Annotated in this window: 16 protein-coding genes; 13 read left to right on the top strand and 3 right to left on the bottom strand. The window is 48.9% G+C overall.

Annotated features, from left to right (window positions below; all coding sequences use genetic code 11):
* Positions 1 to 3: 3 nt before the first annotated feature.
* Positions 4 to 3,390: an isoleucine--tRNA ligase gene (gene ileS / locus ACYVF1_RS05270; protein WP_461076336.1), complete on the bottom strand. Its 3,387-nt coding sequence runs from the start codon at positions 3,388 to 3,390 to the stop codon at positions 4 to 6.
* Between the two features lie 202 nt (positions 3,391 to 3,592).
* On the opposite strand from ileS, the gene ACYVF1_RS05265 reads away from it, so the two are divergent.
* From ACYVF1_RS05265 to ACYVF1_RS05240, 6 genes are all read left to right on the top strand, one after another.
* Positions 3,593 to 3,817, top strand: a complete 225-nt coding sequence (locus ACYVF1_RS05265) for a hypothetical protein (protein WP_461076334.1) — start codon at positions 3,593 to 3,595, stop codon at positions 3,815 to 3,817.
* A 102-nt stretch (positions 3,818 to 3,919) separates the two neighbouring features.
* Complete coding sequence (locus ACYVF1_RS05260; protein ID WP_461076332.1) at positions 3,920 to 4,378, top strand: putative toxin-antitoxin system toxin component, PIN family; 459 nt, start codon at positions 3,920 to 3,922, stop codon at positions 4,376 to 4,378.
* Positions 4,379 to 4,499: 121 nt separating this feature from the next.
* Complete coding sequence (locus ACYVF1_RS05255) at positions 4,500 to 5,612, top strand: DUF2911 domain-containing protein (RefSeq protein WP_461076330.1); 1,113 nt, start codon at positions 4,500 to 4,502, stop codon at positions 5,610 to 5,612.
* A 98-nt stretch (positions 5,613 to 5,710) separates the two neighbouring features.
* Positions 5,711 to 6,082, top strand: a complete 372-nt coding sequence (locus ACYVF1_RS05250; RefSeq protein WP_461076328.1) for an HPF/RaiA family ribosome-associated protein — start codon at positions 5,711 to 5,713, stop codon at positions 6,080 to 6,082.
* A gap of 161 nt (positions 6,083 to 6,243) precedes the next feature.
* Positions 6,244 to 6,441, top strand: coding sequence for a hypothetical protein (locus ACYVF1_RS05245; RefSeq protein ID WP_461076326.1), 198 nt, complete (start codon positions 6,244 to 6,246; stop codon positions 6,439 to 6,441).
* A gap of 8 nt (positions 6,442 to 6,449) precedes the next feature.
* Positions 6,450 to 6,707, top strand: a complete 258-nt coding sequence (locus ACYVF1_RS05240) for a hypothetical protein (RefSeq protein WP_461076324.1) — start codon at positions 6,450 to 6,452, stop codon at positions 6,705 to 6,707.
* Between the two features lie 6 nt (positions 6,708 to 6,713).
* On the opposite strand, the gene ACYVF1_RS05235 is transcribed toward ACYVF1_RS05240, so the two are convergent.
* Positions 6,714 to 6,953 (bottom strand): DUF433 domain-containing protein, encoded by a 240-nt coding sequence (locus tag ACYVF1_RS05235; RefSeq protein ID WP_461076322.1) that lies wholly within the window; start codon positions 6,951 to 6,953, stop codon positions 6,714 to 6,716.
* Positions 6,954 to 7,054: 101 nt separating this feature from the next.
* Positions 7,055 to 9,535, bottom strand: a complete 2,481-nt coding sequence (locus tag ACYVF1_RS05230; protein WP_461076320.1) for a ribonucleoside-diphosphate reductase subunit alpha — start codon at positions 9,533 to 9,535, stop codon at positions 7,055 to 7,057.
* A gap of 600 nt (positions 9,536 to 10,135) precedes the next feature.
* On the opposite strand from ACYVF1_RS05230, the gene ACYVF1_RS05225 reads away from it, so the two are divergent.
* The 7 genes from ACYVF1_RS05225 to ACYVF1_RS05195 all read left to right on the top strand — a co-directional run bounded on the left by ACYVF1_RS05225 (position 10,136) and on the right by ACYVF1_RS05195 (position 19,436).
* Positions 10,136 to 10,378: a type B 50S ribosomal protein L31 gene (locus tag ACYVF1_RS05225; protein WP_461076318.1), complete on the top strand. Its 243-nt coding sequence runs from the start codon at positions 10,136 to 10,138 to the stop codon at positions 10,376 to 10,378.
* 129 nt (positions 10,379 to 10,507) lie between these two features.
* Positions 10,508 to 11,197, top strand: a complete 690-nt coding sequence (locus ACYVF1_RS05220) for a response regulator (RefSeq protein WP_461076316.1) — start codon at positions 10,508 to 10,510, stop codon at positions 11,195 to 11,197.
* A 69-nt stretch (positions 11,198 to 11,266) separates the two neighbouring features.
* On the top strand, positions 11,267 to 12,634 hold the full coding sequence (locus ACYVF1_RS05215; RefSeq protein ID WP_461076314.1) for a sensor histidine kinase: 1,368 nt from the start codon (positions 11,267 to 11,269) through the stop codon (positions 12,632 to 12,634).
* A 270-nt stretch (positions 12,635 to 12,904) separates the two neighbouring features.
* Positions 12,905 to 14,194 (top strand): TolC family protein, encoded by a 1,290-nt coding sequence (locus tag ACYVF1_RS05210; protein WP_461076312.1) that lies wholly within the window; start codon positions 12,905 to 12,907, stop codon positions 14,192 to 14,194.
* A gap of 52 nt (positions 14,195 to 14,246) precedes the next feature.
* Complete coding sequence (locus ACYVF1_RS05205; protein ID WP_461076310.1) at positions 14,247 to 15,326, top strand: efflux RND transporter periplasmic adaptor subunit; 1,080 nt, start codon at positions 14,247 to 14,249, stop codon at positions 15,324 to 15,326.
* 104 nt (positions 15,327 to 15,430) lie between these two features.
* Positions 15,431 to 18,559 carry an efflux RND transporter permease subunit gene (locus ACYVF1_RS05200; protein ID WP_461076308.1) on the top strand — a complete coding sequence of 1,043 codons (3,129 nt, stop codon included), beginning with the start codon at positions 15,431 to 15,433 and terminating at the stop codon, positions 18,557 to 18,559.
* Between the two features lie 130 nt (positions 18,560 to 18,689).
* The gene (locus ACYVF1_RS05195; protein ID WP_461076306.1) at positions 18,690 to 19,436 is read left to right on the top strand and encodes an acyl-[acyl-carrier-protein] thioesterase; all 747 of its coding nucleotides are present in this window, start codon (positions 18,690 to 18,692) and stop codon (positions 19,434 to 19,436) included.
* The last annotated feature ends 36 nt before the right edge of the window (positions 19,437 to 19,472 follow it).

Below are 19,472 nucleotides of genomic sequence, written 5' to 3'. Positions count from 1 at the left end.
TTGTTACGCTTTATCTACTTTGATACGTAGCCGGAATTCGTCCATATCAATCTCAGTGGCCGAACCGTTCAGATCTGGCACGAGTTCGAGCGATACAGCCTGAACTTCCTGACTGATGTAGTCGCGATTGGTTTCGATAGCCGTCGCCAGCACCGCGTCGTTACGTTCTAATTGAATTTTTATCTTGTCGGTAACGGCAAAATCGCGGTCTTTACGTAGGTTTTGTACGCGGTTCACAAAATCACGGGCAATACCTTCGCCACGCAGCTCGTCCGTTACGTTCACGTCGAGCGCAACGGTCAGTCCGCCTTCGCTGGCTACTAACCAACCGGGAATGTCTTCAGTCTGAATTTCGACGTCGGCCAGACGAAGTTCGTACTCGCCAATTTTGAGATAATCAGTAGCTTCAAGTTCACGAAGTTGTTCTTCATTCATGGACGTAATGGCAGCCGCTACGTCTTTCATTTGCTTGCCGAATTTCGGACCAAGGGCTTTAAAGTTTGGTTTTACCCGTTTCTTCAAAATGCCACTCGCATCATCGACAAACTCAACCGCTTTCACGTTCACTTCCGACATAATGATCGGTGCTACGTGCGAAAGTTGCCGACGCGTATTCGCATTCAAAACCGGAATCAGCACGCGGCTAAGTGGCTGACGTACTTTGAGTTTGTGACCCTTACGTAACGAGTGTACCAGCGAAGAAACGCCCTGTGCGCCATCCATCGACTCTTCAAGTTCAGTATTGATCAGCGATTGATCAGCCACCGGAAAATCCGTCAGGTGAACCGACGTAGCGCCTTCGGTGAGGTTGCGATACAGCCAGTCCGCGTAGAACGGCGCGATGGGCGACATCAGTTGCGCCACCGTAGTCAAACATTCGTGCAACGTTTCGTAAGCCGCCCGTTTATCAATAGTCATCTCCCCTTGCCAAAAACGCCGGCGCGACAACCGAACGTACCAGTTCGACAATTGATCATTCACAAAATCCTGAACGGCACGACCCGCTTTTGTTGGGTTGTAGCTGTCGAATTGACGTTCCACTTCCTGAATCAACGATTGCAGTTTTGAGATAATCCAGCGGTCAAGCTCTGGTCGTTCGGCTACGGGAACGCTACGTCCAGCGAACGAGAACGCGTCCAGATTAGCGTAGAGCGCGAAGAAATTATACGTGTTCGACAACGTACCGAATAGTTTCCGCTGCACCTCGCCAATGCCGTCGATGTTGAATTTCAGGTTGTCCCACGGCTCGGCGTTGGTGATCATGTACCAGCGCGTCGCATCAGGACCGTATTGCGCCAAGGTAGCAAATGGATCGACGGCGTTACCCAACCGTTTCGACATTTTGTTGCCGTTTTTATCAAGCACTAATCCCGTCGACACTACGTTCTTAAACGCCACCGAATCGAACAGCATCCCCGCAATAGCGTGGAGCGTAAAGAACCAGCCGCGCGTCTGATCGACACCTTCCGAGATGAAATCGGCCGGATAAGCTTTGTCGAACACATCTTTATTTTCGAACGGATAATGCCATTGCGCATACGGCATCGCGCCCGAATCGAACCAAACATCAATCAGGTCAGACTCGCGCTGCATGACTTTGCCACTGTCCGAAACGAAATACACTTCATCGACATAAGGCCGGTGAAGGTCATAATCGCCCACAGAAAGCTGATGCAGGAAAGCACCGTTTTTACTACGTTGCTCATCGGTTAGGGCATCGCTCCACTGCGCTTTTTGCACCCGTTCTCTCAACTCTTCCACCGAACCGATACAAACTTCTTCACGCGTTTCGCTGCGCCAGATCGGCAACGGCGTTCCCCAGAAACGGCTGCGGCTCAGGTTCCAGTCGACTAGATTTTCGAGCCAGTTGCCAAAGCGGCCCGTTCCCGTACTTTCGGGCTGCCAGTTGATAGTTTTGTTCAGTTCGACCAGCCGATCTTTTGCCGCCGTGGTGCGGATAAACCAACTATCGAGCGGATAGTACAAAATCGGTTTATCAGTCCGCCAGCAGTGCGGGTACGGGTGTTCGTATTTCTCAACGCGAAAAGCTTTGTTTTCCTCCTTCAGCTTGATGGCGATCAAGACGTCAGTCGGCTTGAAATCGGGCGCGTCGCGTTCTTCGTCGGAATAATATTCCTCCTTAACGTAGCGTCCGGCAAAATCCGTGATTTCGGCCACAAACTGACCGTGTTTATCCACAATCGGTACGTCCTTCCCGGTTTCATCCTTCACCATAATCGGCGGAATACCCGCAGCCTGCGCTACCCGAAAGTCGTCGGCACCGAACGTTGGTGAGGTGTGAACCACGCCCGTACCATCTTCAGTCGTTACGAAATCGCCGAGAATAACCCGGAAAGCAGGAACATCAGGCGTTACGTATGGTAATAGCTGCTCATACTCAACGCCTTCGAGATGCGCTCCTTTAAACTCAGAAACAACCGCCCATGGAATCACTTTATCATTGGGCAGATACGTATCAAAAGCCGCGCCATTCGGGTCAGTTTGGTGGCCTTTTTCGTTAAACCAGCGACTCACCAACGCCTTCGCCAGCACTACGTGGATGGCCTCAAACGTATACGGGTTGAACGTTCTAACTAGTACGTAGTCAATGTCTTTACCAACCGTCAGGGCCGAGTTCGCTGGTAAGGTCCAAGGCGTAGTTGTCCAGGCCAGAATGTAGATATCGGCATCGGACGAATCAAAGAACAGGAACCCTGATTTGCCCGTTGGCTTCACCTTGAACTGCGCCACGATGGTCGTATCGCGCACGTCCTTGTACGTACCGGGCATGTTCAGCTCGTGCGAACTCAGGCCCGTTCCAGCCTTGGGCGAATACGGCTGGATGGTATAGCCTTTATACAGTAAATCCTTGTCGTACAGCTGCTTCAATAGCCACCAGACAGATTCAATGTATTCGTTTTTGTAGGTGATATACGGATTATCCAGGTCGACCCAGTAGCCCATTTTCTGGGTGAGGTCGTTCCACTGATCGGTAAAACGCATCACCGTTTCGCGGCACTTGCGGTTGTATTCCTCAACGCTGATACCGCCTTCAGATTCGGGTTTGCCGATATCGTCTTTCGTGATACCCAGCTCTTTTTCTACCTGCAATTCAATCGGCAGGCCATGCGTATCCCAGCCGCCCTTCCGTTCGACCTGAAAGCCTTGTAACGTCTTGTATCGGCAGAAAATATCTTTAATCGTCCGGGCCATTACGTGGTGAATACCCGGTGTTCCGTTGGCCGATGGCGGGCCTTCGTAGAATGTAAAAGTCGGCTTCCCATCGCGGATAGCGACGGACTGCTCAAATACCTGATTCTGATTCCAGTAGGTCAAAACCTCGGCCGCGATCTTCGCGTAATCGAGGGACTCATATTGCTGATACTTCACGGCTGAGAGAATCAAAACGGCCTAAATCGCGCTGTTTGCCTCAGCAGCGACCCGGCCGGTAAAAAAATAAGTGCAAAGATACGGAAATTTGCCGCAACAGGCAGACTACGTGCGGGTTCAGATTTCTCGTTACCTTTGTTTTCTTACGAAACAAAACGTATTGATAAGAACGTTCATACAGTAGGTCGCTGCGATTACAAACATGGAAAACAACCTGCAAACCCCTCTTACCGAACCTCAGCTAGAGCTGCTGAAGATGTTCTCGCACAAGGTCGACGATGCGGATTGGATAGCCATTAAACGTATGATTGTGAAGTATTTTGCGCAGAAAGCCATCGACGGCGCGGACCAGATTTGGGATGAGCAAAATTGGGATGACAAGAAAGTATCGGAAATCTTAAATACTCATCGGCGAACACCCTACTAAGTGTAAGTTGACTTGATTTCTGGTAGATTAATCTATCTTTGCTTTATAAACGCCGACGTAGTCAAAGGGGCTGATAGCGACGGATAAGTTTACGAATCCTACATGGCCTCGCCAACAAATTCCCCTTCAATACGCCCTCCATTCAAGGTCGTTATTGACACCAACGTCTTACTGGTTTCTATTTCAAGTCGCTCCCGTTACCACTCGATTTACCGTTCGTTTATCGACGAATCGTATACACTTTGTGTAACAACTGATATGTTGAGCGAGTATGAGGAAATTTTGAGCCAGCCTCATCACCTTGGTCTGGAGCGAACATTTTATGTATTAGAGACGATTGAAAATGCCCCAAACGTAGTATCGGCTACCCGCTATTTTCGTTGGGAGCTAATCAAAGTCGACCCTGACGATAACAAGTTTGTTGATTGTGCGCTGGCCTGTAACGCCGATTATATTGTCACTAATGACACCCATTTCGACGTATTGAAAACGCTCCCTTTTCCTAGAGTCAATATCATTTCTGCCGATGAGTTCATGCAGATTCTCACGTCTGCGGTTTAGTGGTTTACCACATAACGTATTGGCAAAACCGTTCATCTAATTCGCCTTGCCCGCTTAGTCTGTAAGTCAGTACTTTGGGATTAGTAACCAACTTTTACTAAACTCCATTATCAAACTAATCATGCGGAAAATTACCTATCTGTTCAGTGCGGTTGCGCTGTGTTTAAATTCGCTATCTGCCGTTGCCCAGCTTACGTTTCCAGCCGATGGCGGCAACAAAAAAGCGTCCGTCTCCGAACGTATCGGCATCACCGACGTAACGATCCACTATGATCGCCCAGCGGTAAAAGGTCGCGAAGGGAAAGTCTGGGGCGAACTGGTGCATTACGGCTACAAAGATTTGGGCTTTGGTACCAGCAAGGAGTCGCCCTGGCGAGCGGGTTCTAACGAGAACACCACCATTACGTTCAGCACTGACGTCAACGTAGAAGGCAAACCACTGGCAGCCGGTACGTATGGATTGATGATGGGCGTTCAGGAAAACGACGTAACGGTAATTTTTTCGAAGAATGCTACGTCCTGGGGCAGCTACTTTTACGACCCCAAAGAAGATGTACTACGTGTTTCGGTGAAACCGCTCAAAAATCAACCATCGGTGGAACGGCTCAAATACGAATTCATGAATGAAACTGACAGTTCGGCGGTCATTGCGCTATCGTGGGAAAAATGGACGATTCCATTTAACGTATCGGTTAATCTCGTACAAACGCAACTGGTTTCTCTACGTAACGAATTACGGGGTGAAAAAGGATTTCGCTGGGATGCCTATCAGCAGGCAGCTAATTACGTAGCTGATCATAAAACCAATCTTGAAGAAGGGCTGCGCTGGGCAGATTATTCCATCAACGGGCAGTTTGTGGGCGAAAAGAATTTCAGTACGTTACAAACCAAAGCCCGGCTCCTCGCCATGATGAACCGCACCGCCGAAGCCGACGCGCTCATGAAAGAAGCGCTCCCGATGGCCAACCTGCAGCAGGGCTACCAATATGGCCGGCAGTTGATAAACCAGAAGAAGGGGAAAGAAGCGCTTGCTTATTTTCAGGATTATGCGAAAAAATACCCTAACGTATTTATGGCAAACATGGGCCTGATGCGGGCGTATTCGGCAGTAGGTGATTATAAATTAGCCACTGATTGGGGCAAAAAAGCGCTGGCTCTGGCACCTGATAACAACAACAAAGCCAACGTAGAGCGGCTTCTTGGCCAATTGCAGCAAGGGAAAGATGTGAATTGATATGTAGTACGTCTCTAAACAAAATAGTTCTGTGGGGATTTATAGAGAAAAGCTGTCGCTATTAAGTGGCAGCTTACTCAACGTAAAACCACAGTGCCATGCAATCAGACGAAAGTTTAGACAACGTACGCTTAGATATAGAAGCTGTAGGATTCACCTTAGATGACGATATGCGGGACTCCGTCCTTGATGCGCTGACCAAGCTTCGGCGTTTCTACAAAGGCGATGTCATCACCGCCGACGTGTACCTGAAAGTAGAACCAAACCAACGTAGCAACAACCGACATGTTGGTATCAAATACGGCATTCCCGGCAACGACGTATTTGCCGATGACTCCGGTGACAACTGGTATGAATTGATCAATAATGTAGTGGGCAAGCTGCAACGCCAGTTAGAGAAACGTTTCGGCAACCACACCCACGACAACCGGGCTAACATTGACGAAATCGACCCGGCCAGTTTACCTTAGTCTTATAATTTCATAATTAAAATCGCCCGGCTTTCTCGGAGAAGGCCGGGCGATTAGTTGTTACCGATAGCTAGCCCGAACCAACTAATACATTATTTGTCAATCTTAGTTTATTTAAGCATGTTTGGTATATTTGGTAATCCATCCGTAATAACCCAAGTATGAGTGATGAAGAACGTGCTGAGTGGCTGGCTCAACGTCAACTATTAGTTTTCTATTTAGAAGAAACTCAACAACAAATTATTGATTATCCTGCTAATGCTAACGATGAAGATTACTTGTTCCTGACCCGAAAAGCAATTTATTATCAGGATATGATTAATAAATTAGATGAGTTCTTAAATTCTGACGATAATTAAAAAAAGCTATGCAAACGACAATTCAGACCCTTATTGATCAGTATAGCTCAGCCAGTAATGCGGCTGATCAAAAATCAATCAAAAATCAAATTCACTTACAGTATTATCATGCTTCATCCGCCGAACGGGAATCCATCCGAGATATTATGCAACCCTTCTTGGATGAGATCGAACAGGAGATGATCGAAAAAGACCCAATTGCCCGGCAAACCTACGAAATGCTGAAACGATTTGAGGCTTCAAGAGCGGTGGCTGGGCATCAATAATAAATCTCATGCAGCAGCCGACAAGTTAGCGCTCTTCAGACGTATTGTTTCAACAGCAAATTGCAGGCAGGCCAATAAATCTTCACGTTCTAAATCAGGAAAGGTTTCTAATAAATCTTCAATCGTATCACCTCCTGCCAGATACTCAAGCATTGAATCGACTAAGTACCGCTTGTTACGGATGGTAGGTTTACCATGACCAACGTTCGGATTCAGTGTAACACGACTTAGCAGTGAGTGTTCCATAACACGTTTTCTTTAACGTTACAAAGTTAGTAAACAAAAACTCCCGGCCATGTGAACCACAGCCGAGAGCGGAAACTTGAATTTTTAAATCAAAAAATCGCTTATGAACCACACATCTCGCAACCTTCTGGGTCGTCGAGTGAGCAGGTCATGGCGGCATATTGCTGTTCTAAATCCGTCACCATCGGCACGGGCGCTGGCGTAGCGTTGGTCGCGTGCTCTTTGGCATATTGCGCGTAATCGAGTGGTTTTTCGATGGGCGCGGTTTCGGCCATGGCGGGTTCGAGTTGGGGCTCGGCCTGTGGCTGAACTACGGTGAACTTCACGGCGTCGGCAGCGGCTTTCGTGCGGAGGTAGTACATACCCGTTTTCAGGCCCGCTTTCCAGGCGTAGAAGTGCATCGACGTCAGTTTGCCGAAGTTCGAATCCTGAATGTGGATGTTCAGCGACTGCGACTGACAAATGTAGGCGCCCCGATCAGCAGCCATATCGATAATATGTTTCTGCTTAATCTCCCAAACCGTTTTGTACAGGTCTTTGATATTCTGCGGAATATTCGGAATCTGCTGCACCGAACCATTCGCCAGAATCAGGTTATTCTTCATGGTGTCGTTCCACAAGCCCAGTTTCACGAGGTCTTTGAGCAGGTGTTTATTTACCACTACGAATTCGCCCGACAGTACGCGACGGGTGTAGATGTTGCTGGTGTACGGCTCAAAGCATTCGTTGTTACCCAGAATCTGCGAGGTCGAAGCCGTTGGCATTGGTGCCAGCAGCAGCGAGTTCCGAACACCGTGCTCTACTACGTCCTTGCGCAGGCTTTCCCAATCCCAGCGATTTGATTTGGGTTTAACACCCCACATATCAAACTGGAAGACGCCCTGCGAAATTGGTGAACCTTTCCAGGTTTCGTATGGACCGTATTCTTTCGCCTGCTCCATCGACGCCGTCATGGCACCAAAATAGATCGTCTCAAAAATATCTTCGTTCAACCGACGCGCTTCGTCCGACTCAAACGGCATACGTAGCATGATGAACGCATCAGCCAGCCCCTGCACACCCAAGCCGATTGGCCGGTGGCGCATGTTGCTCCGACGGGCTTCTTCAACCGGGTAGTAGTTGATATCGATGATTTTGTTGAGGTTGCGCGTAGCCGTTTTCGTTACCTCATACAGTTTCTGGTGATCAAATCGCATGATGCCATCTGGATCACGCTTGATGAACTTCGGCAGGGCGATAGACGCCAGGTTACAAACCGCAACTTCGTCGGCTGCGGTGTATTCGATAATCTCCGTACAGAGGTTCGACGACTTGATTGTACCCAGGTTTTTCTGGTTCGACTTCTTGTTAGCCGCATCCTTGTACAACATGTAAGGCGTACCGGTTTCCGTCTGTGATTCCAGAATCTTGAACCACAATTCCTGCGCTTTCACCGTACGACGGGCACGACCTTCGCGCTCATAACGCTCGTACAAAGCTTCGAATTCATCGCCGTAGCAATCGGCCAGACCGGGGCACTCGTGCGGACAGAACAACGACCAAACGTCGTCGGCTTCCACGCGCTTCATGAACAGGTCAGGCGTCCAGAGGGCATAGAACAGGTCGCGGGCGCGGCCTTCTTCCTTACCCGAATTCTTTTTCAGATCCAGGAATTCAAAAACATCTGCATGCCAGGGCTCCAGATAAATTGCGAACGATCCTTTGCGTTTGCCACCACCCTGGTCAACGTAACGAGCCGTGTCGTTGAAGACACGTAGCATCGGCACAATTCCGTTAGAGGTTCCGTTGGTACCTTTAATATAGGTGCCCGTTGCACGAACGTTGTGAATGCTCAGGCCAATACCACCCGCCGATTGCGAGATTTTCGCCGTCTGCTTCAACGTATCATAAATCCCGTCGATCGAGTCGTCCTGCATCGTCAACAGGAAGCAGCTCGACATCTGTGGTTTTGGGGTACCCGCGTTAAACAACGTAGGAGTAGCATGTGTAAACCACTTCTCCGACAACAGATTATATGTATCAATCGCCGACTCAATATCTTCCTGGTGAATACCAACGGCCACGCGCATCAGCATATGTTGCGGGCGCTCGGCGATACGTCCGTCGAGTTTCAGCAGATACGATTTTTCGAGAGTTTTGTAGCCGAAATAATCATAGCCGTAATCCCGATCATAAATGATGGTCGAATCGAGCAGGGCCGCGTGCTGACGTACCACTTCATACACTTCCCGCGAAATCAGCGATGCATTTTCGCCGGTTTTTGGGTCTTCGTACTGGTAAAGTTTCTTGATGGTGCCGGAGAACGATTTGTTCGTCTCCTTGTGCAGGTTCGAAATGGCAATCCGGGCGGCCAGAATAGCGTAGTCCGGGTGCTTGGTGGTCATCGAAGCGGCTGTTTCAGCAGCCAGATTATCGAGTTCGGTGGTTTTAACCCCGTCGTAAAGACCACTTACGACTTTTACGGCAACTTCAACAGGCTGAATATAAGCAGGGTCCAGACCGTAGCATAGTTTTTCGATTCGAGCGGTGATTTTGTCGAATTTGACAGATTCCCGGCGACCATCACGTTTTAGTACGAACATGAGTAGATGGGCTAGTTATATATGGAAAATGATGAATACAAATTGAAAGCTGAAGTGGATTTTTAACTCGATTGGGTATTATGTGAGAAGGAACCTGTCAGGGCAGAAATCGTAACGTAACCATAAAGAATAGTTCATAGAATTTGGCATACTGACAGCGCTCGGAGTGTTAAAGTTCTATTGATTCAGACGGAAAAGCAACCCGAAGAGTTCGGCTATTTTAGCTAATCCCGAAAACATACAATTCTAATGAGCAGGTTAAGAAATTGTTAAGTCGTCATCCTGAATCACTTAACAATAGCCTTCTCTAGAAATAATCTAAGAAATAAAAAAGTAAATTTCTTTGAAGAAGACAACGTAATCAGAAACCGACGGACGCTGTTCTATAGGGAGGGTGAAACCGTTTCGAAAATAGAAAGAAAAGTAACCCAATGCAAGGAATTATTACCTGATTATTAGCAAACGGACTTATTTATCCTATTCATAATCAGGCTATAAAAGAAGCCACAAAAACGTTTGGCAATCGGCAAAAAACGCCGTACCTTTGCAGTCCTTTTCGATCGGAAACCGAAAAGATGACAAGAAACTGAGCATTAAATCATGAAAAAGGGCATTCACCCGGACTACCGCGATGTGGTATTCCACGACCTGTCGAGCGATTATAAGTTCCTGACGCGCTCAACGGTCCAAACCAAAGACACCATCGAGTTCGAAGGCAAAACCTACCCACTCGTCAAAATTGAAGTTAGTTCGCAGTCGCACCCTTTCTATACCGGTAAGAACGTACTGGTTGATACCGCCGGTCGGGTTGACAAATTCCGCAAGCGTTACGGCACGAAGTAAGCGATCTCAAGACCTCATTAAGCTCCCCTGTTGCGTTCACGTAGCAGGGGAGTTTTTTTTGCAACTTGCTACGTTAGTAATAAATTACTTTCGTTCATTGTTCTATCATACTGACGTACCACTCTGCACATGAAGAAAATTCTGATCATTGAAGACGACCGACGTATCGCCCAGAACATCAGCCGGGGGCTTCAGGAAGAGGGGTATTCCACCGAAGTGGTATATGAAGGGATAAATGGTCGCCAAATGGCCTTGCAACCGGGAGTCGACCTGTTAATCCTCGATATTAATCTGCCGGGGCTAAATGGCTTTGAAGTCTGCCGAAGCGTACGGGCTGAAAAACCCAAATTGCCCATCATTATGCTTACGGCTCTTGGCGAAATTGAAGACAAAGTCGAAGGGCTCTCGCTGGGTGCCGACGATTATCTGGTAAAACCCTTCGACTTCCGCGAACTGGTTGCGCGTGTGGCTACCTGCTTCCGGCGGGCATCACACACAGCCGAAACCAGCCGCGAAGAAGTTTGGCAGGTGGCCAATCTGACGGTCAACGTAACGACTAAAGAAGTCAAACGTAACAACACACTGATCGATTTGACAGCCCGCGAATTTGCCCTGCTCGAGTACCTGATGCGCAACAAAGGCCGGGTTCTGTCAAAGGCTGACATTGCCGAAACCGTATGGAATCTCAATTTCGACCCCGGCACTAACGTAGTGGAAGTCTACGTAAATTACCTTCGCAAAAAAGTAGATCGTGATTTTGAACCCAAGCTCATTCACACCCGCCCTGGCCTGGGATATGTGCTGAAAGAAGATGCCTAAGCGTAAGGGCAGCGGATTATTCTGTACTCCGCTTTTTATCTCATGCCTTCCGCCTTTACCCCTCCGCCTATGACCATTCGTAACCGCATTGCGCTTCAGTTTTCGCTCATTGTAGCCTCCATTCTGGTTGTCTTTTCGGTGCTGATTTATTTTGTTTCGGCAACGTATCGACGCGAGGAGTTTTATGATCGCCTGAAGAATAAAGCCCTGACCACGGTTCGCTTTCTGATAGAAGTGAAGGAGGTAGACCAGAAACTCCTCAAAATTATCGACCGTAATACGTTAACAGCGCTATTCGACGAGAAAGTGCTGGTGTTCGACGCTCAAAATCGATTGATTTATTCCAGCGTAGACGACCAAGTCATTCATTACGAGGCTTCTTTGCTAGACGAAGTACGACAACGGAAAGATGTGGAAACGTTTAGTGGTCATAATGAGCTGATCGGTTTATTCTATCAGCATGACAACCGCAATCTGGTTGTGCTGGCATCGGCGTATGACCAGTTCGGAAAAAGTAAATTAGATAACCTCCGCCTGACCCTCGGCTGGGGGCTTCTGGCCGGCATAAGTATTACCATCGGGCTGGGGATTTTCTTTGCAGGGCAGTCGCTACGTCCTATTAGTGAGATTAATGAGCAGGTATCGACGATCACGGCCCGCAACCTTCAGCAACGGCTGGACGAAGGTAATCGTCAGGATGAAATTGCCCGGCTGGCCATCAATTTCAACACGGTAATGCAACGGCTGGAGCAGGCTTTCGACCAGCAGCGAAGCTTTGTTTCGCACGCGTCGCACGAGCTTCGAACGCCCTTAGCCGCCCTGAAATCAGAAATCCAGCTAGGCCTGCGAAAACGACTGACGATTGACGAATACGAGGAAATTCTGAAAAATTTAATGTCGGACACCGATCGACTTATTGCACTGACTAACAGCTTGTTATTTCTCGCCCGCACCATGGAATCGAGTAGTCACGTGCCTTTTCAGCCGGTACGTATCGATGATGTTGTGTTCGTGGCGAAAGATGAGCTGGTCGATGCCAAACCAACGTATCGGGTTGAAGTCGATTACCAGAATATACCCGAAACCGAAACCGAAACAGTTGTGCAGGGGAACGAAGAACTACTCAAACAGGTCCTGTTGAACTTAGTTGACAATGCCTGTAAATATTCATCCAATCATACGGCTCAGGTACGTATCAGCACCGATACGAAATACTGTCAGATTAGTATTGAAGATCAGGGCATTGGCATGAGCACTGAAGACGTTCAGCATATTTTCGAACCCTTTTATCGCGCCCAGAATGTATTAGGTTATGAAGGATTCGGTATAGGATTATCGATCTCGGCCAAGCTGATTGAACTCCATCGGGGCACACTTACTGTCGAGAGTCAATTAGGGAAGGGCAGCCGATTTACGGTTTCATTACCGCATTTATAGTCACTATCTGAAAAGCCCTAAATCCGCTAAAGGGGGCTTTGTTCGAGTGCAAACGAAGTCCCCTTTAGCGGATTTAGGGCTTTTCAGGTATCACCGGCGTCAAGATTAATGTAGCGGTTCCTGACGACCAATAACTACTGACTATTGACTATCAGGCTTATATCCTATTTTCTAATATTTTTCTAATATTTTTTTAAAGCCTCTATAATCCCGTTCTAATGCTGTCTTAATGTAGGTTAAAGACATTTGTAGCCCAACATCCAGTAATCTATGCGGCTACTCTTTTTTGTCTTCGTAGCTACCCTGTCTTTATCTGACTTATCATTTGCTCAGTCACAAACGGCTTCTGCTACGTCAGTTCAGCAGGATTCGCTTCGCTTGACACTACGTCAGGCTGATAGTCTGTTTCTAAAAAACAATTTACTACTGCTAGCCGAACGGTTTCGACTCGAAGCCAGCCAGGCGCAGGAATTACAAGCCAGCTTGCGCGACAATCCGACGGTCAGTTTAGAGGTGAGCGCTTATAATAGTGATGCCCAACGCGTGCTGGATGTCGGACGCCAAGGCGAAAAAATCGTTGGTATTCAGCAACTTTTGTATACCGCCGGCAAACGTAACAAACGAATTGCGCTGGCTGCTGAAGCTACCCGACTCACGCAGTTTGAGGTACTGGATTTGCTACGTGGCCTCCGCTTCGACCTGCGCAGTCGGTTCTATTCCATCTATTTTCAGCAAAAAACGCTGGCCCGGTTCAATCAGCAGTTGGCTACGTTGCAGAATACCGTAACGGCTTATGAAGTGCAGTATAACCGAAACAACGTATCACTGCGCGAATTGCTACGTTTGAAAGCCCTGCTGTTTCAAATCAGTAATGACCGCACGGCTATCTTATTTCAGTTGGCCGACGATCAGCGTGCATTACGAACCTTAATCAGTGTAGATCAACCGGTTAGGCCAGTAGTGATTGACGAAACGCTGGCGCAATACCGATTGCCGATTCAGTCGGAAGATACACTTCAGCAGATTGCGCTACGTAACCGTCCCGACCTGCGGGCAACGGAATCACTTGCCAAGCAGGCCGAATTAAATTATAACCTGCAACGGGCTCTGGCAACTCCCGATCTGCGCGTCGGCGGTACGTACGACCAGGCGGGCAGCTATGTTCAGAACTACGTTGGTCTGTCCGTTTCGGCGGATATTCCGGTTTTCAACCGCAATCAGGGCGCCATTCGGGCGGCACGTAGCCAGATCCAGTACCAAAGCCAGTTGCAGCGTCAGAAAATCGTGCAAGTGAACAACGAAGTAGCCACTTCGCTTCAGAAAGTTCGGGAAGTCGAACGGCGTGTACAGTCGGTTGAAGGTCAGTTTACGGAGCAGTTTGACGAGTTGAACCGAGGGGTTGTTACCAGTTTTCAGAAAGGCAATATTTCACTACTCGAGTTTGTCGATTTGATTGAAGCCTACAACGACAGTATCAGTCAGCTCAACCGCCTTAAAGCCGATCGGGTGAGTGCTTACGAAGAACTCAATTACCTCATTGGAGAAGATTTATTCAAATAATCACGATAGTCAGCAAAACCACAGATAACCGGCCTCAACAGTCGGAATACTCATGAAAACCACTCTTTTATTATTCATTAGCAGCGCAATGCTCTTGTTTTCATGCGGGCCAAAACCCGAGCCTGAAGATGAAAAAGCGTTTATGCTATCGGATACGATGATGCATCGGATTGCCATCGACAGCGTAACAACCCAGCCAGTACGTAGCGAACTCACGCTGGTAGGCAAGGTGATGGCCGACGAAAACCGGGTTATTAAAGTGTTTCCACTGGTTGGTGGTAACGTAGAGGACGTAAAGGTGGAGTTAGGCGATTACGTTCATAAAGGCCAGACCATCGCGTCGATACGTTCGGGCGAAGTGGCTGACATTGAACGGCAAGGCATTCAGGCCCGGTCGGATTTACTGCTGGCTGAGAAAAACCTACGCGTTGCTCAGGACTTGTTCGAAACCAAACTTACCTCACAACGCGAAGTCGTTGCGGCTCAGAAAGAAGTGGAGAAAGCGCAGGCCGAAGCCAATCGGGTTGCCGAAGTATCGCGAATTTACGGGCTGGGGAAAACGTCGATGTACACCGTTAAAGCGCCCATTGATGGCTACGTGATCGAAAAAAACGTAAACCGGGGCATGCAGCTACGTTCCGACAATGCTGACAATCTGTTTACTATTGGCCAGATTAGCGAAGTCTGGGTGCTGGCCAATGTCAACGAAAGCGACATCGGGCGGGTGCGTATTGGCATGGACGCAACGATCCAGACGCTCAGCTACCCTGATGAATTATTCCGGGGTAAAGTCGATAAAATTTATACTGTTCTCGACCCCGGCACCAAAGCCATGACGGTACGTATCCGACTGGGTAATAAGGGCATGAAACTGCGCCCGGAGATGCACGCCACCGTTACGTTGCATTACGAAGATGGCGGACAGATGGCCACGGTACCCGCTGGGTCAGTCATTTTCGACCAGTCGAAACATTTTGTCATGGTCTTCCGAAGCCGATCCGATATTGATACCCGTGAAGTGAACGTACTAAAATCGGTGGGCGACGTAGCGTACATCAAATCGGGCCTAAAACCCGGCGAACGAGTGATTTCCAAAAACCAGCTACTGGTCTACGACGCGATAAATGATTAAAGAGTGAAAGAGTGAATGAGCGAAACTCAGGACGCTCATTCACTCTTTCGCTCTTTCGCTCCGCACCGGCGGTCCAATTTCGCTCTTTCGCTCTTTAAGGCATTATGAATAAATTCATTCGGGATATTGTCGGTTTCTCGCTGAAGAACCGCTTTTTCGTTTTTTTCATGACCATCGGACTGGTGATTGCCGGTGTGGTCAGCTATTTGAATACCCCCCTCGAAGCCTTCCCCGACGTCACCAATACGCAGATCATCATCGTAACGGAGTGGAACGGTCGGTCGGCGGAGGAAATCGAACGGTTCGTGACCGTGCCGATCGAAGTGGCCATGAACTCAGTGCAGCGAAAAACCAACGTTCGCTCCATTACCATGTTTGGTCTGAGTATCATCAAGGTAATTTTTGACGATGACGTAGACGATTTTTTCGCCCGGCAACAGGTTAATAACCAGCTCCGAACGGTGTCGCTACCCGAAAACGTCGAGCCAGATGTTCAGCCACCCTACGGCCCAACGGGCGAGATTTTTCGCTTCACGCTCAAGTCAAATTCCCGCGACAGCCGCGAATTGCTCACCCTGCACAACTGGATCATCGACCGCCAGCTACGTTCCGTACCGGGTATAGCCGACGTAGTGGCCTTTGGTGGTCGGGAGAAGAGTTATGAAATCCGCGTAAATCCCACGCAGTTAGCCAAATACGACATTACGCCATTGGAAGTTTATCAGGCCGTAACACGTAGCAATATCAATGTCGGCGGTGATGTGATCGAACGTAACGGGCAAGCCTACGTAGTACGCGGCATCGGCCTGCTCACATCCATTCAGGATATTGAAAACCTGATCGTGGAAGATCTCGACGGAAATCCAGTCCTCGTAAAGAACGTAGCCGAAGTGGCCGAATCGAATCTGCCCCGCGTCGGACAGGTGGGGCTAGACGACAATGACGACGTAGTAGAAGGCATCGTGGTGATGCGTAAGAACGAAAATCCGAGCGAAGTGCTGGCCCGCACCAAAGCCAAAATCGACGAACTCAATGAGCGCATTTTGCCTTCCGACGTCAAGATGGTTACGTTCTACGACCGCGATAATCTGATTAGCTTCTGTACGCGAACCGTACTCCACAATCTCACAGAAGGCATTATTCTGGTCACGGTCATCGTGTTTCTGTTCATGGCCGACTGGCGAACCACGGTCATCGTTTCCATCATTATTCCGCTGGCTCTGCTGTTCGCATTCATGTGTTTGAAGCTCCGTGGCATGTCGGCCAATTTGTTGTCGATGGGCGCGGTCGATTTCGGTATCATCATCGATGGCGCTGTCGTGATGGTCGAAGGAATTTTCGTTACGCTCGACCATTTGGCTCATAAGAACGGGATGGAAAAGTTCAATCGAATGAGTAAACTGGGTCTTATCAAGAAAACTGGTGGCGAACTGGGCAAAGCCGTTTTCTTCTCCAAACTCATCATTATCACGGCGTTACTTCCTATTTTCTCGTTTCAGAAAGTAGAAGGCAAAATGTTCTCGCCCCTGGCCTGGACGCTCGGCTTTGCGCTCCTTGGTGCGCTATTATTTACGCTAACACTGGTGCCGTTGCTGTGTTCTATCCTGCTGAAGAAGAACGTTCGGGAGAAGAATAATCCGCTGGTCAATTTCTTCAACCGGATCGTGATGGCGGGTTTTAATCGTTGCTACGCCAACCGACGACTTAGCTTACTGGCGGCCATTGCCTTTATGGCTGCTACGTTCGCATCGGCCACGCTCATGGGCACGGAATTCCTGCCGACGCTGAACGAGGGTGCCCTTTGGGTAGAAGCCAAGCTACCCATGAGCAGTTCGCTGAATCAAACGGTGGGTCTGGTTAAAGTTCTCCGGCAAAAACTGATGGAATTCCCCGAAGTGAATGGTGTCTTATCGCAAACGGGACGCTCGAATGATGGTACCGACCCATCAGGTTTTTACTACGTCCAGATGCAGGTGAACCTCAAACCTAAGGATGATTGGAAACGCAAGATCACCACGGATGAGCTGATTGAAGAAATGGATGCCAAGTTGAAGCAGTTTCAGGGCATCAATTACAACTACTCGCAGCCGATTATCGACAACGTAGCGGAAGCCGTTGCGGGGATGAACGCCAGCAATGCCGTCAAAATCTTCGGCGACGACCTGAACGAACTGAATAAACTGGCTAACACCGTCCTTGCCGCCATTCGCGACGTACCGGGCGTGAAAGACGTTGGTATTCTACGGAACATCGGCCAACCCGAAATCAGCGTCCTTTTTCACGACCATAAAATGGCGCTTTACGGCGTTTCTCCGGCTGATGCACAGGCGGTTATCGAAATGGCGATTGGTGGTAAAACGGCGTCGATTCTGTACGAAGGCGAACGCAAATTTGATATTCGGGTACGTTACGACGAACGCTACCGCAAAACTGAAGAGGACATTATGCGGCTGATGGTACCGACGCTACGTGGCAGTAAAATACCGCTACGTGAGATTGCCACCATTCGCGAGATAACTGGCCCCGCTTTTGTGTATCGTGATAACAACAAACGGTTTATCGGCGTGAAATTCTCCGTGCGTGAGCGCGATTTAGGAAGCACCATTGCTGATGCTCAGCACCGGGTCAATGCGGCTTTACGAAGTCTGCCCAAAGGCTATTCTATCAACTGGACCGGCGAATTTGAAAACCAGGTACGTGCGACCGGCCGGCTGGGACAGGTAGTTCCGTTGAGTTTAGCGGCCATTTTCGTTATCCTGTTTATCTTATTTGGTAATGCTAAAGATGCGGGTCTGGTGCTGATGAACGTACCGTTTGCCCTGATTGGCGGCATTTTGGCGATTCATATAACGGGCATCAACTTCGGTATTTCGGCGGGGGTTGGCTTCATCGCTCTGTTCGGTATCTGCGTGCAAAATGGCGTCATCCTGATTTCGGTTTTCAATAACAACCGACAGCAGAAAATGCCTCTCGACGAAGCGATTCGCGAAGGTGTTCAATCGCGGGTACGTCCGGTCATCATGACGGCACTCATGGCGGCTATCGGTCTATTGCCAGCCGCCGTATCGACCGGAATTGGTTCTGAAACGCAGAAGCCACTCGCCATCGTCGTAATTGGCGGATTAATTACTGCTACGGTACTGACGCTGCTGATTTTCCCGATTATCTACCGGATGTTTAATCGTCGGGAAAGGACGCATAAGCCTAAAGCGCTGGCTGTTGCAATGGAGTAAGCAGAAGGCTCCGACAGGCTCTGGCTGTCGGCTGTGTAGTGGCTACCCGATTAGCCGCTGGTGCGGCTCGACAGCCAGAGACTGTCGGAGCCTTACCCCTCTGCAATAACTTTCGCGCTACCTTTACAGCATGGCTTTTATCCAGACCGATACGTTCACGCTACGTGGCTATGAATGCGACGCCTTCGGGCGAATGAGTGTGACCGCTCTGATGAACCTGATGCAGGAATCAGCGAATCGAAATGCGATTGATTATGGCATCGGTATCAGCGATTTAGCGCAACGTGGTTTCGGCTGGATGCTGATGCGGTTTCGACTCCGAATGCATCAGTACCCGCGCTACGGCCAAACGATACGACTGACTACGTACCCGACGGTGGTCGAAAAGTATTTTATCTACCGTGATTTTCAGGTGCTGGCCGAAGACGGTACGTTACTGGCCGATGCTACCAGTACGTGGCTCGTATTTGGAATGGAAAAACGGGCGATGGTCCCCCTACCCGATTTCATTCGCCAGTTGACACCGCCAATCATTTCCGATCCACTCCCCAGGCTGTCACTAAAACCTGACTTTTCCACTACGTCTTTTTCCCCTGATACCGAAAAGGTAGTCGAAGTTGGCTGGCTAAGTATCGATCAGAATCAGCATGTTAACAACGTAGCGTATGTCGGCTGGCTACTCGAATCCGTACCTGATACGTTACTCCAAACGCAGGAATTATCCGAACTTGATTTGGTATTCCGAACCGAAAGTCACTGGCACGATCAGCTTAACGTTCAGTTGATGACTGAGACAACAGGAACGCTATTACACCGAATCATCCAGCAGGAATCCGGCAAAGAAGTGTTGCTGGCACGTAGTCAATGGCGGAGGTAGGCTCCGACAGGCTCCGGCTGTCGAGCCGCGTCAGCG

Source organism: Spirosoma flavus (genome assembly GCF_054778555.1).
Note: the sequence above shows the minus strand (reverse complement) of the source record. Positions and strands in the feature narration are given on the sequence as shown.

Excerpts from the sequence above, each read along its gene's own strand:
- ACYVF1_RS05265 (WP_461076334.1), top strand. The coding sequence starts at position 3,593 with ATGGAAAACAACCTGCAAACCCCTCTTACCGAACCTCAGCTAGAGCTG.
- ACYVF1_RS05260 (WP_461076332.1), top strand. The coding sequence starts at position 3,920 with ATGGCCTCGCCAACAAATTCCCCTTCAATACGCCCTCCATTCAAGGTC.
- ACYVF1_RS05255 (WP_461076330.1), top strand. The coding sequence starts at position 4,500 with ATGCGGAAAATTACCTATCTGTTCAGTGCGGTTGCGCTGTGTTTAAAT.
- ACYVF1_RS05250 (WP_461076328.1), top strand. The coding sequence starts at position 5,711 with ATGCAATCAGACGAAAGTTTAGACAACGTACGCTTAGATATAGAAGCT.
- ACYVF1_RS05245 (WP_461076326.1), top strand. The coding sequence starts at position 6,244 with ATGAGTGATGAAGAACGTGCTGAGTGGCTGGCTCAACGTCAACTATTA.
- ACYVF1_RS05240 (WP_461076324.1), top strand. The coding sequence starts at position 6,450 with ATGCAAACGACAATTCAGACCCTTATTGATCAGTATAGCTCAGCCAGT.
- ACYVF1_RS05235 (WP_461076322.1), bottom strand. The coding sequence starts at position 6,953 with ATGGAACACTCACTGCTAAGTCGTGTTACACTGAATCCGAACGTTGGT.
- ACYVF1_RS05230 (WP_461076320.1), bottom strand. The coding sequence starts at position 9,535 with ATGTTCGTACTAAAACGTGATGGTCGCCGGGAATCTGTCAAATTCGAC.
- ACYVF1_RS05225 (WP_461076318.1), top strand. The coding sequence starts at position 10,136 with ATGAAAAAGGGCATTCACCCGGACTACCGCGATGTGGTATTCCACGAC.
- ACYVF1_RS05220 (WP_461076316.1), top strand. The coding sequence starts at position 10,508 with ATGAAGAAAATTCTGATCATTGAAGACGACCGACGTATCGCCCAGAAC.
- ACYVF1_RS05215 (WP_461076314.1), top strand. The coding sequence starts at position 11,267 with ATGACCATTCGTAACCGCATTGCGCTTCAGTTTTCGCTCATTGTAGCC.
- ACYVF1_RS05210 (WP_461076312.1), top strand. The coding sequence starts at position 12,905 with ATGCGGCTACTCTTTTTTGTCTTCGTAGCTACCCTGTCTTTATCTGAC.
- ACYVF1_RS05205 (WP_461076310.1), top strand. The coding sequence starts at position 14,247 with ATGAAAACCACTCTTTTATTATTCATTAGCAGCGCAATGCTCTTGTTT.
- ACYVF1_RS05200 (WP_461076308.1), top strand. The coding sequence starts at position 15,431 with ATGAATAAATTCATTCGGGATATTGTCGGTTTCTCGCTGAAGAACCGC.
- ACYVF1_RS05195 (WP_461076306.1), top strand. The coding sequence starts at position 18,690 with ATGGCTTTTATCCAGACCGATACGTTCACGCTACGTGGCTATGAATGC.